The sequence below is a fragment of the Roseinatronobacter monicus genome (assembly GCF_006716865.1).
Lineage (GTDB): Bacteria > Pseudomonadota > Alphaproteobacteria > Rhodobacterales > Rhodobacteraceae > Roseinatronobacter > Roseinatronobacter monicus.
The window spans coordinates 3,159,400-3,174,212 of sequence record NZ_VFPT01000001.1; the positions used below are offsets into that span (position 1 = coordinate 3,159,400).

Here is a 14,813-nt window from a genome sequence, read left to right on the forward strand (position 1 = left end):
AACTAATATGATTTGTCCGGGATGCTTTGTTTCGATAAAGTTTGCCGTGTCAGAGCGCCCGGCCATGAATGCCCACGCGCCAAGACATTTCTCTGGGAGGAGCATGAAATGACTTACAAACTTGTGGCCGCATCTGTGGTCGGAATGACACTTGCCACCGGTGCGATTGCCGAGGGCATGGTGGGCATCGCAATGCCCACACAATCCTCTGCGCGCTGGATCTCGGATGGTCAGGCGATGGTCAGCCAATTCGAAGAAGCGGGTTACACAACCATCCTGCAATATGCCGAAGATGATATCCCCAACCAGCTTGCGCAGATTGAGAACATGGTCACGAATGGCGTGGATGTTCTGGTCATCGCGGCAATTGACGGGACAACCTTGTCGAACGCGTTGGAGAACGCGCATTTCGCCGGGGTCGAGATCATCGCCTATGACCGGCTGATCCGCGACAGTGAACATGTCAGCTACTATGCGACATTCGACAATTTTCAGGTCGGCGTGCAGCAGGCAACATCGCTTGTGTCGGGACTGGAAGAACGCTTTGGCGACGGGCCTTGGAATGTCGAGATTTTCGGCGGCTCGCCCGATGATAACAACGCTTATTTCTTCTACGACGGGGCCATGTCGATCCTGCAACCCCTGATCGACGATGGCGCGATCAATGTTGTGTCCGGGCAGATGGGCATGGACCGTGTCGGCACATTGCGCTGGGACGGGGCCGTTGCACAGGCGCGGATGGATAACCTTCTATCCGCCCATTACACCGACGATGAGGTTCATGGCGTGTTGTCCCCCTATGACGGGCTGTCCATCGGCATTCTGTCCTCGCTGAAAGGGGTTGGCTATGGGTCTGACGACCAGCTCATGCCTATCGTCACCGGACAAGATGCCGAGGTGCCGTCGATCAAGTCCATTCTGGCAGGCGAGCAGTATTCGACCGTGTTCAAGGACACACGCGAGTTGGCGCGGGTCACAGTCGGCATGGTCGATGCGCTTATCAGCGGGTCAGAGCCGGAAATCAACGACACGGAAACCTATGACAATGGCGTCAAGGTTGTCCCGAGCTTTTTGCTGGAGCCGGTTGCCGTAGACGGGTCGAACTGGGAAGAAATCCTTGTCGGTTCGGGCTACTATACCGAAGACCAGCTGCGCTGATCCACTTCATTCCATGACAAGATCGCATGTTCCGGGGCCAATCGGCTTTCGGGGCATGCGCAAGACCGGAAAGGACGGAACAAGATGCAGCCATTGCTGGAAATGCGCGCCATCTCCAAGACCTTCCCAGGTGTGAAGGCGCTGGATCGGGTGAACCTGAGCGTGGCACAGGGCGAGATTCACGCCGTTGTCGGCGAAAACGGCGCAGGCAAGTCAACCCTTATGAAAGTGCTGTCCGGTGTCTATCCGGCGGGCAGCTATGACGGTGAAATTCACTATGACGGTGAACTCGCCGCGTTCCGCTCGATCCGCGACAGCGAAGCGCGCGGCATCATCATCATCCATCAGGAGCTGGCCCTTGTGCCGCTTCTGTCGATTGCCGAAAACCTGTTTCTGGGCAACGAGATCACCCGCAACGGCTGTATCAGCTGGCACGAAACCACGCAGCGCACCCGCGAATTGCTGGCCAAAGTGGGCTTGAGTGACGCACCGACAACCCCGGTGGAAAAGCTGGGCGTCGGCAAGCAGCAACTGGTCGAGATTGCTAAGGCACTGGCCAAGGATGTGCGTCTGCTGATTTTGGATGAGCCGACAGCCTCGCTGTCCGAAGCTGACAGCGACGCGCTGTTGCAGCTTATGCTGGAATTGAAATCCGGAGGCGTCACGCAGATCATTATCAGTCACAAGCTGAATGAAATCCGCCGCGTGGCCGACAGCATCACTGTGCTGCGCGACGGTGCGACTGTCTCGACCCTGAACGCGGCCACAGACCAGATTACCGAAAACCGGATCGTGCGCGATATGGTCGGGCGCGATATGGAAAACCGCTACCCTGCCCGCCAGCGCCGCGCAGGCGCGCTCCTGATGGAAATCGAAAACTGGTCCGTGCGCCACCCGGATTTCCCCGACAGGCATGTCATCAAGAACATTTCCTTCGATGTACGCGAGGGCGAGGTTGTCGGCATTGCCGGACTGATGGGCGCAGGGCGCACCGAACTGGCGATGAGCATTTTCGGCCAGTCCTATGGCCGCGATATTACGGGCGAGGCGCGCATCAACGGCAAGCCTGTGCGCCTGCACACTGTCAGCGCCGCTATTGCCGCGGGGCTGGCCTATGTGACCGAGGACCGCAAATCACTGGGCCTTATTCTGGAAGAAAACATTCAGCGCAATATCAGCATGGCAAACCTGAAAGCCGTGGCCAAAAATGGTCTGCTGAACGAGGCGCGCGAAACGCAGGTGGCCGAGGGCTACCGCAAAAGCATGAATATTCGCACACCCAGCGTGTTCCAGCAGGTCATGAACTTGTCGGGCGGCAACCAGCAAAAGGTCGTCTTGTCGAAATGGCTGTTTTCCGAACCCGCCGTTCTGATTCTGGACGAGCCGACACGCGGCATTGATGTCGGTGCAAAATTCGAGATTTACGGCCTGATCAACGAGTTGTCCGCCCAAGGCAAGGGGGTTGTTATGATCTCCTCTGAAATGCCGGAACTGCTGGGCATGTGTGACAGGATTTACGTCATGAACGAAGGGGCCATCATGGGCGAATTGACAGCGCAAGACGCCAGTCAGGAACGCATCATGTCCATGATCGTCACAAAATCGGAGAAAGTCTGAAATGCAATCCGCAACTGCACAATCCGGCACGGCGCAATCCATGCGCGACTATCTGGTAAACCACCTGCGCGAATACGGGCTTCTGTTCGCCCTGATCGCCGTCATGGTGTTTTTCCAGATCACCACGAATGGCACATTGCTGCGACCTGTGAACATCACCAACCTGCTGTTGCAAAACAGTTATATCGTCATCATGGCGCTTGGGATGCTGATCGTCATCGTGTCAGGCAATATCGACCTGTCGGTGGGGTCGGTGATGGGATTCATCGGCGCGCTGGCGGCGGTGCTGATCGTATCGATGGGCCTGCCGCTGATGCTGGCGGTTGTGATCTGTCTGGTAGCGGGCGGGTTGATCGGCGCGGCGCAGGGCTATTGGATTGCCTATTGGAAAATCCCGTCCTTCATCGTGACGCTGGCGGGCATGCTGGTTTTTCGCGGGTTGTCGCTGTGGTTGCTGCAAGGCCAGTCTGTCGGCCCCTTCCCGCGCGAATTTCAAGTCATCGCCACGGGCTTTGTCGCTGATCCGTTTCCCGCCGCATGGGGGCAATCGCTGGCCGTGATGTTTGGCGAGCGCAATGTCAATGTGCTGGCGCTGTTGACCGGTGTGGTTGCGGCGGGCGTCATCGTCTGGCTGGGCGTCAAGAAACGCGCCCGCAACGCGAGTTTTGGTGTTGCGGGGGAGCCATTCCTGTTTTTCGTCATCCGCAACGTGATCATAGCGGCGGCGCTTGTCTTTATCACCTTCAAGCTGGCCAGTTTTCGCGGTCTGCCGAATGTGCTGCTGACGATGGGCATTCTGACGATCATCTACGCCTTTCTGACCGAAAACACTGTGATCGGTCGCCAGGTTTACGCTGTGGGCGGCAATGAAAAGGCCGCCAAACTGTCGGGCATCAAATCCGAGCGGCTGACCTTTCTGGCCTTCGTCAATATGGGGGTGCTGGCCGCGGCGGCGGGGCTGGTCTTTGCCGCGCGGCTGAACACCGCCACACCGAAGGCAGGTTTCGCGCTGGAACTGGATGTGATCGCCGCAGCCTTTATTGGCGGTGCATCCATGTCGGGCGGTGTCGGCAAGATCGTGGGCGCGGTTGTCGGCGCTTTCCTGATGGGGGTGCTCAATAACGGCATGTCGATCATGGGGATCGGCATCGACTATCAGCAGATGATCAAGGGGCTGGTGTTGCTGGCGGCTGTGATCTTCGATGTCTACAACAAAAGCAAACGCGCCTGAGGCGGGCAGAAGGGCAAAACATGACATTCAAACCAGCCGATTGGCCCCGCAAGCTGCGCTCTCAGGAATGGTTCGGCGGCAGTGGACGCGACCAGATTTATCATCGCGGATGGATGAAAAATCAGGGCATCCCGCATGATATGTTCGATGGCCGCCCCGTTATCGCCATTCTGAACACATGGTCGGAACTGACACCCTGCAACGCCCATCTGGCTGCACTGGCCCAAAAAGTGCGCGCCGGGATTTATGAGGCCGGTGGCCTGCCGGTCGAAGTGCCTGCCTTTTCCGCCTCGGAATCCGGGTTCCGCCCGTCCGCGATGATGTTTCGCAACCTTGCGGCCATGTCGATTGAGGAACAGATGCGGGGCCTGCCGATGGATGGCTGCGTGCTGCTGGCAGGCTGTGACAAGACCACGCCCAGCCTGCTGATGGCCGCTGCCTCGACCGACCTGCCGTCGATCCTTGTCAGCGGCGGGCCAATGCTGAACGGCCATTTCCGGGGCGAGCGTGTTGGATCAGGCACGCATCTTTGGAAATTCTCCGAAGCGGTGAAGGCAGGCGAGATGACGCAGGAGGAGTTTCTGGAAGCCGAAGCCTCCATGTCGCGCTCGGCGGGGTCGTGCAACACGATGGGCACAGCCTCCACCATGGCGTCGATGGCCGAAGCGCTGGGCATGGCACTGTCAGGCAATGCGGCCATTCCGGCGGTGGATTCGCGACGCAGCGTGATGGCGCAGCTTTCGGGGCGGCGCATTGTGCAGATGGCCAAGGATGATCTGAAACCCTCGGATATTCTGACCAAACAGGCGTTTGAGAATGCCATCCGCACCAATGCCGCGATTGGCGGGTCTACCAACGCGGTCATTCACCTGCTGGCCATTGCCGGGCGCGTGGGGCTGGACCTGAGCCTTGACGACTGGGACCGTTGCGGGCGCGGGGTGCCCACAATCGTGAACCTGATGCCGTCGGGCAAATATCTGATGGAGGAATTTTTCTACGCTGGCGGCGTGCCGGTCGTGCTGCGCCGTCTGGGCGAGGCGGGCTTGCTGCATAAGGACGCGCTGACCGTTTCAGGCGGGCCGGTCTGGGATGAATTGCAAGGGGTCATCAACCACAACCCCGATGTGATTCTGCCGGTCGAGCAAGCGCTGACACAGGAAGGCGGCATAGTTGTGCTGCGCGGCAATCTGGCCCCGAAGGGGGCAGTGCTGAAACCCTCTGCGGCCTCTGCGCATCTGCTGCAGCATCGGGGCCGCGCGGTCGTGTTTGAAGATATCGACGATTACAAGGCGCGCATCAATGACCCCGATCTGGACATTGATGAGACCTGCGTCATGGTCCTGAAAAACTGCGGCCCCAAGGGCTATCCGGGCATGGCAGAGGTGGGCAATATGGGCCTGCCGCCGAAGGTGCTGAAAAAGGGCATCACGGATATGGTGCGCATTTCAGATGCGCGCATGTCGGGCACGGCTTACGGAACTGTTGTGCTGCATACCTCGCCCGAAGCGGCGGCGGGTGGCCCGCTGGCAGTGGTGCAAAGCGGCGATATGATCGAGCTGGATGTGACCGCGCGCCGCCTGCATCTGGACATACCCGATGCGGAACTTGCCGCGCGGCTGGAACAGTGGGTGCCCGCAAAAGACCGGCCCGCCACGGGCTATGCGTGGTTGCATGACCGCCATGTGGAGGGGGCCGATACCGGGGCCGATCTGGATTTCCTCAAAGGGTGCCGTGGTGCGCCCGTCGGACGGGACAGCCACTGATGAAAATCGCTCTTGTCGGAATAGGAAAGATCGCCCTCGATCAGCATGTGCCCGCATTGGCGGCCTCGCCCGATTGGGAACTGGCGGCAACGGTGTCGCGCAACGGTGCGGTGGACGGGGTCGAGGCGTGGCGTGATCTTGACGCAATGCTGGAGGCGCGCAGCGATATTCGTGTCGTCTCGCTCTGCCTGCCGCCAGTGCCGCGTTTTGACTACGCGATGAAAGCCCTGCAAGCCGGGCGCTATGTCATGCTGGAAAAGCCCCCCGGTGCCACCTTAAGCGAATGTGCCCTGCTGGAACGCGCGGCGCATGACTTGCAACTGGGCATTTTCGCCACATGGCACAGCCGAGAGGCGGCGATGGTCGCCCCCGCCAAGGCTTGGCTGGCGGATAAAACCATCACTTCCGGGCGCATCACATGGCGCGAGGATGTGCGCAAATGGCACCCCGGTCAGGACTGGGTGTTTGAACCCGGCGGCATGGGCGTGTTCGACCCCGGCATCAATGCGCTGTCGATCCTGACCGAGATCCTGCCCCGCCCCGTGCATCTGCGCGCCGCCACGCTCGAATTTCCCGAAAACCGACAGACCCCCATTGCAGCGCACCTGCACCTGTCCAACGGAATCGAAGCCGATTTCGATTGGCGTCAGGAAGGCCCGCAAACATGGAGCATCGAACTGGAAACCGATCACGGCACGCTTGCCTTGCATGATGGCGGCGCACGGCTGGTGATTGACGGCGCGGTCAGCGCGGCCCCGGACGCCACACTCAGCGGTGAATATCCGCGCCTCTATGCGCGCATGGCCGAGTTGGTGCGCGCAGGTCAGTCTGACATGGACCTGTCGCCCATGGTGCTGGTCGCCGATGCTTTCACACTGGGCCGCCGCGTCACCGCCGCGCCCTTTCACTTTTGAGGAAACGCTATGAAAACGCCCCTTACAGGCATTCTGCCTGTCGCCCCCACCCCTTTTTTCGATGACGGCACAGTCGATCATGACGGCATGCGCCGCGTGATTGATTGCATGATAGATCAGGGTGTCGATGCGATCTGCATTCTGGCGAATTATTCCGAACAGTTCCTTTTGTCCGATGAAGAGCGGCTTGCCCTGATGCGGGTGTCACTGGAACATGCAGGCGGGCGCGTGCCTGTGATCGTGACGATCAGCCATTTCTCGACCGATGTTGTGGTGGCGCGGGCGCGCGCCGCACAGGCAATGGGCGCGGCCATGGTGATGATGATGCCGCCCTATCACGGTGTCGGGCTGGTCCCCGCCGAGGAAGGCGTGTTCGAGCATTTTAAGGCCGTGTCAGACGCCATCACCATTCCCATCATGGTGCAGGACGCGCCCTTGTCGGGCTGTCAGATGTCGGTGCCGCTGCTGGTGCGCATGGCGCGCGAGTTGGAACAGGTCAGCTATTTCAAGATGGAAATGCCCTTCGCCGCCGACAAGCTTGCCGCCCTGATCGAGGCGGGCGGGGCGGATATTCTTGGCCCCTTTGATGGCGAAGAGGCCGTGACCCTGCTGGCCGATCTGGATGCAGGCTGCACCGGCACCATGACATCTGCGCTGCTGCCCGAACATATCCGTCCCATCGTGATCGACTACCGCGCGGGCGACACGGATGCGGCCCTTGCGCAATGGACGCGGTGCCTGCCGCTGATCAACCACGAGAACCGCCAATGCGGATTGCGCGCTTCCAAGACAGTGATGAAAGCGGGCGGCGTGATCCGCTCGGACCATGTGCGCCATCCGCTGAAACCCCTCTCCCCCCGCACCCGTGATCGGTTGTTGCAACTGGCCGAGGAGCTTGACCTGATCGCCCTGCGTTGGGGAAAATAAGGAACTTGATATGACATATACACCACACGGCGCGCATTGGATTGCGGGCAAGAAAACCCTTGGTGCAGAGCGCTTCACCACTCCGACCGGTCACGCCTTCAGCGTGGGCACCGCCGCAGAAGTGGCGCTCGCCTGTGGGAGCGCCGAGGCCGCGTTCTGGTCTTTTGGCCACACCACCCCCGAGGATCGCGCCCAGTTGTTGGAGGCCATCGCAGAGGAGATTGACGCCCGCGCCGAGGCTATTACCGAGATGGGCTGCGCAGAAACCGGACTGCCCGAAGCGCGCCTGAACGGCGAGCGCGGGCGCACCACTGGCCAGTTCCGGCTGTTTGCCGATCATATCCGCAAGGGCACCTATCTGGACCAGCGCCACGACCCTGCCCTGCCCGACCGACAACCCGCACCGCGCCCCGAGCTGCGCATGATCCAGCGCCCCATTGGCCCTGTGGCGGTGTTCGGCGCGTCCAACTTTCCGCTGGCCTTTTCGGTGGGCGGTGGCGACACGGCGGCGGCCTTGGCTGCGGGCTGTCCGGTGGTGGTCAAGGGACACCCCGCACATCCCGGCACAGGCGAGGTGGTGGGCGATGCTATTGCCGCCGCGGTCGCGCGCTGTGGTCTGCACGCGGGCGTGTTCAGCCTGCTTCAGGGCGACAGCCATGCTTTGGGCGGCGCGCTCGTCACGCATCCGCTGATCCGCGCGGTGGGCTTTACCGGATCATTGCGCGGTGGGCGCGCTTTGTTCGATCTGTGTGCCGCGCGGCCAGAACCGATCCCCTTCTTTGGCGAATTGGGCAGTGTGAACCCCATGTTCCTGCTGCCCTCTGCACTGGCGGCGCGCGGCGACGAGATTGCCAGCGGTTGGGCAGGCAGCCTGACCATGGGTGCGGGCCAGTTCTGCACCAACCCCGGAATTGCCGTCGTGATTGACGGGCCAGCGGCAGATGCCTTCATTGCCCAGACCAGCGCGGCCCTCGACGCAGTGCCGCCGCAAACCATGCTGACCGATGGCATTGCTGATGCCTACCATGCCGGGCGCGATCTGGTGGCGGGCAGTGCTGGCGTGCAAACCGTACTGGGCAAACCAAGCGACCAGCGCCACGCCGCGCCCAACCTGTTTGAGACCACCGCCGATATTTGGCTGAACACGCATGCCTTGGGCGAAGAGGTGTTTGGCCCCTTGGGGCTGGTGGTGCGCGCGCGCGATGCAGATCAGATGCTGGAGGTGGCGCAAGCCCTGCAAGGCCAACTGACCTGCACCTTACACTTGGATGAAAATGACACAGGGCTTGGCCAGCGCCTTATGCCGGTTCTGGAACGCAAGGCAGGTCGTGTTCTGGCCAATGGCTTTCCCACAGGGGTCGAGGTGGCGGACGCGATGGTCCATGGCGGCCCCTACCCCGCCAGCACCAATTTCGGCGCAACATCGGTCGGCACGCTTTCGATCCGTCGGTTCCTGCGTCCGGTCTGCTATCAGAACCTGCCAGATGCGCTTTTGCCACAAGGGATGACTTGAACGCAGCCTATAACGCGGGCAGGTTTGCGCAACAAAAGGGGGGGGCCAATGACGCCGGTCAATGATATCCGCTGTGACTTGGGCGAAGGGCCGCTCTGGCACCCCGAACGCGCTGCGCTGTTCTGGTTCGACATCACCGGCTGCAAACTGCACAGCCTTGCGCGCAGTTGGGCGTTGGACGAGATGGCCTCGGCTGCTGCTTGGGTGGACCGCGACAGGTTGCTTCTCGCCACTGAAACCCGCCTGATGCTGTTCAATCTGGAAAGCGGCGCGCAGGACACGCTCTGCCGCTTGGGCGCGGACAACCCCGCCACACGGTCCAATGACGGGCGCGCCGATCCACAAGGCGGGTTCTGGATCGGCACAATGGGCAAAGCGGCAGAGCGCGGCGCAGGCGCGATCTGGCGGTGGTATCGTGGCGAGCTGCGCTGCCTTTACCCAGACCTCAGCATCCCGAACGCGATCTGCTTCGCCCCCGATGGCAAAACCGCGTACTTCACCGACACGCCCACCCGCCGCCTGATGCGCGTAGCACTCGACGAATATGGCTGGCCCCGCAGCACACCCGAATGCTGGCTGGATCTGAACGACGATGCGCTGAACCCGGACGGGGCCGTGATGGACACGCGCGGAAATCTGTGGCTGGCGCTTTGGGGCGCAGGCAAGCTTGCCTGCTACGCGCCAGACGGGCAGGTACTTCATACCGTGCCCGTGCCTGCCGCAAACAGCACCTGCCCCGCCTTTGGTGGCGCGGATTTGCGCCAGCTATACTGCACCAGTGCGCGCCAAGGGATTGCGCAGCCCGGCCCGCTGGATGGCGCAACCTTCGGCGCGCAGACCGAGGCACAAGGTCAGACCGAACACCGCGTCCATCTGGCCTAAGCTCAGCCCTCACCCGTCCTTGCGGATTGTCGCATTGCTCGGGTCATAGGGGCTGTCACATGTGACCGTCGCATCCCAAAGCTGATCGAGCATGCGGACCTTCAATTTGGCCCCCTCCACCACAAGATCGGGCCGGACATAGCCCATGCCGATGGACTGACCGAACGCCACCGAATACCCGCCCGAAGTCAGACGCCCCACCTTGGTGTCGCCATCATACAGCGCCTCGCGGCCCCAAGGGTCAGCATCCGCTGGTCCGTCGATCAACAAGGTGCAGCATTTGGCGCGAATGCCCGTCTGCTCCATCGCCACCTTGCCGTGAAAGTCTTTCGACATGTCGATAAAGCGCGGCAAGTCTGCTTCCAAGGGCGTGGCGTCGCGGCCCAACTCATTGCCAAAGGCGCGGTAGGATTTCTCCTGCCGCAGCCAGTTTTGCGCGCGCGCACCCACCAGCTTCAGTCCCACATCTTCGCCAGCGGCCATAATCTGGTCGAACAGGTAATTCTGCATCTCGATAGGGTGGTGCAATTCCCACCCCATTTCACCAGTATAGGCCACACGCACCGCGCGCACAGGGCACATGCCCAACTCGATATTGCGCATCGACAGCCACGGGAAGCGCTTGTTCGACAGCACCGTGGCAGGGTCGGCATCTCCCACCAGCTTGCCCAGCAAATCGCGCGATTTCGGGCCAGCCACAGCAAAAACGCCCCATTGCGTGGTGACATCATGAATGTCGATCCAGCCAAACTCGGCCAGCTTGTCCTCTGCTGCCTTGCGCAGGAAATCCCCGTCATAGGCGGTCAGCGCACCGGAAGAGATCAGGTAATATTCATGCTCGGCCAGCCGCACGATGGTATATTCCGTGCGCACCGTGCCATTGTCTGTCAGCGCATAGGTCAGGTTGATGCGCCCCACCTTCGGCAGTTTGTTGCAGGTGAACCAGTCCAGAAATGCTGTCGCACCAGGGCCACGCACCAGATGCTTGGTGAAAGCGGTGGCGTCAATCATGCCGACGCCTTCGCGGATGGCGCGTGCCTCATCCACCGCATATTGCCACCAGCCGCCCCGGCGGAAACTGCGCGATGCGTGATCATCAAAGTCTGCGGGCGCGAAGTAATTGGGCCGCTCGAACCCGTTGACGCAGCCAAACTGCGCGCCTTGGTCCTTCATCCGGCCGTAACAGGGGGCTGTGCGCAAGGGCCGGCAAGCTTCGCGCTCTTCATCGGGGTGATGCAGGATATAGACATGCTCATACGCTTCTTCATTCTTGCGCGCGGCATATTCGGTTGTCACCCAATCGCCGAAGCGTTTGGGGTCAAGCGACGCCATGTCAATCTCGGCCTCGCCCTCAACCATCATCTGCGCCAGATAATGCCCGGTGCCGCCAGCGGCAGTAATGCCAAAGCTGAACCCCTCGGCCAGCCACATGTTGCGCAGGCCCGGTGCGGGGCCAACCAACGGGTTGCCATCGGGCGTGTAGCAGATCGGGCCGTTATAATCATCCTTCAGCCCCACCGTTTCCGAACTGGGAATCCGGTGGATCATCGACATATATTCTTCCTCGATCCGGTCCAGATCGAGCGGGAACAGATCGGCGCGGAATGTCTCGGGCACGTCATACAGGAACCGCGCGGGCGCGCCCCGCTCATACGGGCCCAGAATCCAGCCGCCGCGTTCCTCGCGGACATACCATTTGGCATCGGCATCGCGCAAAACAGGGTGTTCGGGGTTGGATTTGCGGTATTCCAGCAGGGCCGCGTCAGGTTCGGTGACGATGAACTGATGCTCCACCGGAATGGCCGCACTCTTGATCCCCAGCAGACGCGCGGTGCGTTGGGCGTGGTTGCCCGTGGCAGTGACGACATGTTCGGCAGTAATCTCAAAACGCTCGTCCGAGGGCACAAGATTGCCGCCCTTCTCTACCATCTTGGTACAGGACACGATCCATTCGCTGCCTGTCCAAGCATAGCCATCCACCTGCACACGGCGCATGATTTCAGCGCCGTGCTGGCGCGCGCCCTTGGCCATGGCCTGCGTCACATCGGCGGGGTTGATATAGCCATCTGTCGGATGATAAATCGCGCCTTGCAGGTCTTCGGTGCGCACCAAGGGCCACCGGTCCTTGATCTGCGCAGGCGTCATCCACTCATAGGGAATGCCCACCGATTCCGCTGTGCTGGCATACAGCATGTATTCATCCATGCGCGCCTGCGTCTGCGCCATGCGCAGATTGCCCACAACATAGAAGCCCGCGTTCAGGCCGGTTTCTGCCTCCAGCGTTTTGTAGAATTTCACGCTATAGTCATGAATATGGCTGGTCGCGTAGCCCATATTGAACAGAGGCAGCAATCCGGCGGCGTGCCAAGTCGAGCCAGAGGTCAGCTCGTCGCGTTCCAGCAGCAGGGTATCCCACCCCGCTTTGGCCAGATGATACGCGACCGAGGCGCCCACGGCCCCGCCGCCCACAACAAGCGCTTTGACATGAGTTTTCATTGGCAGGACTCCGGCTGGGTTGCGGCTGGCCCTGTCATGACAAATCTGCGGCAACTCAGATCAGGCACGCGCGACGTGACAGAGCGCAAATGCGACCTTGGCCTTAAAGGCGGTGGAATCTAGGGGCAAGCACCCCACAGTACCCGCGCGCGTGCGTTGCGCCCCATAGGGCAAGCGGCGCGGAACGCGACGCGGGGGTGGGTGGGCGGGCCCTATGGGGCGCATCTACAACGTTGCGGCCAGTCGTGCGGCCTGATCAATCGCGCGTTTCGCGTCCAACTCGGCGGCAACATCTGCGCCCCCGATGACATGGACAGCTTTACCTGCACCCTCCAGCGCATCAGCCAGTTCGCGCAGCGGGTCTTGCCCTGTGCACAGAACAATTGTGTCGGCTTCCAGCAATTCTTCCTGCCCGTCGCGCAGCACAAGCAGCCCGGCATCCGTGATCCGGCGATATTCCAGCCCGCCGATCATGCGCACATTCTTGGCCGCAAGGGCCGCACGGTGAATCCAGCCTGTTGTCTTGCCAAGCCCTTTGCCGGGCTTGCCCGTCTTGCGCTGCACCAATGTCACAGACCGCGCAGGTGCTTCGGGTTGTGGCCCTGCGGGGGCCAGCCCGCCCGCCGCATCTGCCGGGTCTGTCACCCCCCATTCGCGCTGCCACAAATCCAGATCCTCGGTCGGGCTGGCCCCGTCATGGGTCAGGTATTCCGACACATCGAACCCGATCCCGCCGGCCCCCACCACGACCACGCGCGCACCGACGGGGGCCTTGCCTTTCAGCACATCAATGTAGCGCAGCACATGCGGCGCGTCCTGCCCCGCGATCTTTGGATCACGGGGGACGACGCCTGTGGCGATGATTACCTCGTCAAAGCCTGCCAGATCTTGCGCGGTGGCGCGGGTGTTCAGGCGCAACGCAATGCGTGAGCGCGCCACTTCCCCCTCAAACCACTGCACCAGCCCGTGAAACTCCTCCTTGCCGGGGATCATGCGCGCCATGTTCAACTGCCCGCCAAGCTGCCCGTCCCCCTCGAACAGGGTCACTTCATGGCCGCGCTGGTCCGCAACCAAAGCCGCCATCAACCCGGCAGGGCCCGCCCCGATAACGGCAATCGTCTTGAGGGTGGCGGCAGGGTCATAGCGCAATTCGGTTTCATGACAGGCGCGCGGGTTAACAAGGCAAGACGACACTTTGCCCTGAAACGTGTGGTCCAGACAGGCCTGATTGCACGCGATACACGGCGCGATCTGGGCCGCGCGCCCCGATGCGGCCTTGGCCACGAAATCAGGGTCCGCCAGAAAGGGCCGCGCCATCGACACCATGTCAGCGGCCCCGCCCGCCAGCAGGTCCTCGGCCACATCTGGCGTGTTGATCCGGTTCGAGGTGACCAGCGGAATGCCCACCTTGCCCATCAGCTTTTGCGTGACCCACGCCCATGCGGCGCGCGGCACCGAGGTGGCGATGGTCGGCACGCGCGCTTCGTGCCAGCCGATGCCGGTGTTCAGGATCGTCGCGCCCGCCGCTTCAATGGCTTGGGCAAGCTGCGTTACTTCGTCAAAGCTCTGGCCGCCGGGGATCAGGTCGATCAGCGAAATGCGGTAGATCAGGATCGAGTCCGGCCCAAGGGCGGCGCGCACGCGGGTCACAATCTCGACGGCCAAGCGCATACGGTTTGCATAACTGCCGCCCCAACGGTCCTCGCGCTGGTTCGTGGCCGCACACAGGAACTGGTTGATGAAATACCCCTCCGAGCCCATCACCTCGACCCCGTCATAGCCTGCCTCGCGCGCGCGCGTGGCGGCGGTGACAATATCGGCTATCTGCTTCTCGATGCCTGCCTCATCCAGCGCGCGCGGCTTGAAGGGCGAGATCGGCGATTTCAGCGCCGATGGTGCCACGCAATCGGGGCCATAGGCATAGCGGCCCGCATGCAGAATTTGCATGGCGATCTTGCCGCCCTCGGCATGGACGCGGCCGGTCACAAGGCGATGGTTTTCAATATCTTGCGGGGTATACAGACCCGCCGCACCGGGGAAAACGCCCCCCTCGGGGTTGGGGGCCATGCCGCCTGTGACCATCAGCGCCACACCGCCACGGGCGCGCGCGGTGTAATACTCGGCCACACGGTTCCAGTCGCCGCGCTCCTCTAGCCCGGTATGCATAGAGCCCATCAGCACGCGATTTTTCAGCGTGGTGAACCCCAGATCAAGCGGGGCAAGCAGATGGGGGTATTGAGTCATGGTTTCCTCCTGAACACTCACGCCACAGATACGCGCCCCTGTGCCGCCCTGTCACGCAAGACGCGGCG

10 protein-coding genes are annotated in these 14,813 nt (G+C 61.6%); 8 read left to right on the top strand and 2 right to left on the bottom strand.

The annotated features are described in order from the left end of the window. Positions 1 to 108 precede the first annotated feature (108 nt). The 8 genes from chvE to BD293_RS15110 all read left to right on the top strand — a co-directional run bounded on the left by chvE (position 109) and on the right by BD293_RS15110 (position 10,005). Positions 109 to 1,158, top strand: a complete 1,050-nt coding sequence (chvE, locus tag BD293_RS15075; RefSeq protein ID WP_142083069.1) for a multiple monosaccharide ABC transporter substrate-binding protein — start codon at positions 109 to 111, stop codon at positions 1,156 to 1,158. Between the two features lie 84 nt (positions 1,159 to 1,242). After that, on the top strand, positions 1,243 to 2,775 hold the full coding sequence (mmsA, locus tag BD293_RS15080) for a multiple monosaccharide ABC transporter ATP-binding protein (protein ID WP_142083072.1): 1,533 nt from the start codon (positions 1,243 to 1,245) through the stop codon (positions 2,773 to 2,775). A 1-nt stretch (position 2,776) separates the two neighbouring features. After that, positions 2,777 to 4,006 (top strand): multiple monosaccharide ABC transporter permease, encoded by a 1,230-nt coding sequence (gene mmsB, locus BD293_RS15085; protein WP_142083075.1) that lies wholly within the window; start codon positions 2,777 to 2,779, stop codon positions 4,004 to 4,006. 20 nt (positions 4,007 to 4,026) lie between these two features. Next, positions 4,027 to 5,769: an L-arabinonate dehydratase gene (gene araD, locus BD293_RS15090; protein ID WP_142083077.1), complete on the top strand. Its 1,743-nt coding sequence runs from the start codon at positions 4,027 to 4,029 to the stop codon at positions 5,767 to 5,769. Then, positions 5,769 to 6,683: a Gfo/Idh/MocA family protein gene (locus BD293_RS15095; RefSeq protein ID WP_142083079.1), complete on the top strand. Its 915-nt coding sequence runs from the start codon at positions 5,769 to 5,771 to the stop codon at positions 6,681 to 6,683. The genes araD and BD293_RS15095 overlap by 1 nt, the downstream gene beginning before the upstream one ends. Positions 6,684 to 6,692: 9 nt before the next feature. Then, positions 6,693 to 7,610 carry a dihydrodipicolinate synthase family protein gene (locus tag BD293_RS15100; RefSeq protein WP_142083081.1) on the top strand — a complete coding sequence of 306 codons (918 nt, stop codon included), beginning with the start codon at positions 6,693 to 6,695 and terminating at the stop codon, positions 7,608 to 7,610. A gap of 10 nt (positions 7,611 to 7,620) precedes the next feature. After that, positions 7,621 to 9,123 carry an aldehyde dehydrogenase (NADP(+)) gene (locus BD293_RS15105; RefSeq protein ID WP_142083084.1) on the top strand — a complete coding sequence of 501 codons (1,503 nt, stop codon included), beginning with the start codon at positions 7,621 to 7,623 and terminating at the stop codon, positions 9,121 to 9,123. A 48-nt stretch (positions 9,124 to 9,171) separates the two neighbouring features. After that, positions 9,172 to 10,005: an SMP-30/gluconolactonase/LRE family protein gene (locus BD293_RS15110; RefSeq protein WP_142083087.1), complete on the top strand. Its 834-nt coding sequence runs from the start codon at positions 9,172 to 9,174 to the stop codon at positions 10,003 to 10,005. Positions 10,006 to 10,014: 9 nt separating this feature from the next. Here the strand turns inward: BD293_RS15110 and BD293_RS15115 are convergent, their stop codons facing one another. Continuing rightward, entirely contained in the window at positions 10,015 to 12,501 is a 2,487-nt protein-coding gene (locus tag BD293_RS15115) for a GcvT family protein (protein ID WP_142083090.1), read from the bottom strand. Positions 12,502 to 12,726: 225 nt separating this feature from the next. Then, on the bottom strand, positions 12,727 to 14,745 hold the full coding sequence (locus tag BD293_RS15120) for an NADPH-dependent 2,4-dienoyl-CoA reductase (protein ID WP_142083092.1): 2,019 nt from the start codon (positions 14,743 to 14,745) through the stop codon (positions 12,727 to 12,729). Positions 14,746 to 14,813: the final 68 nt, after the last annotated feature.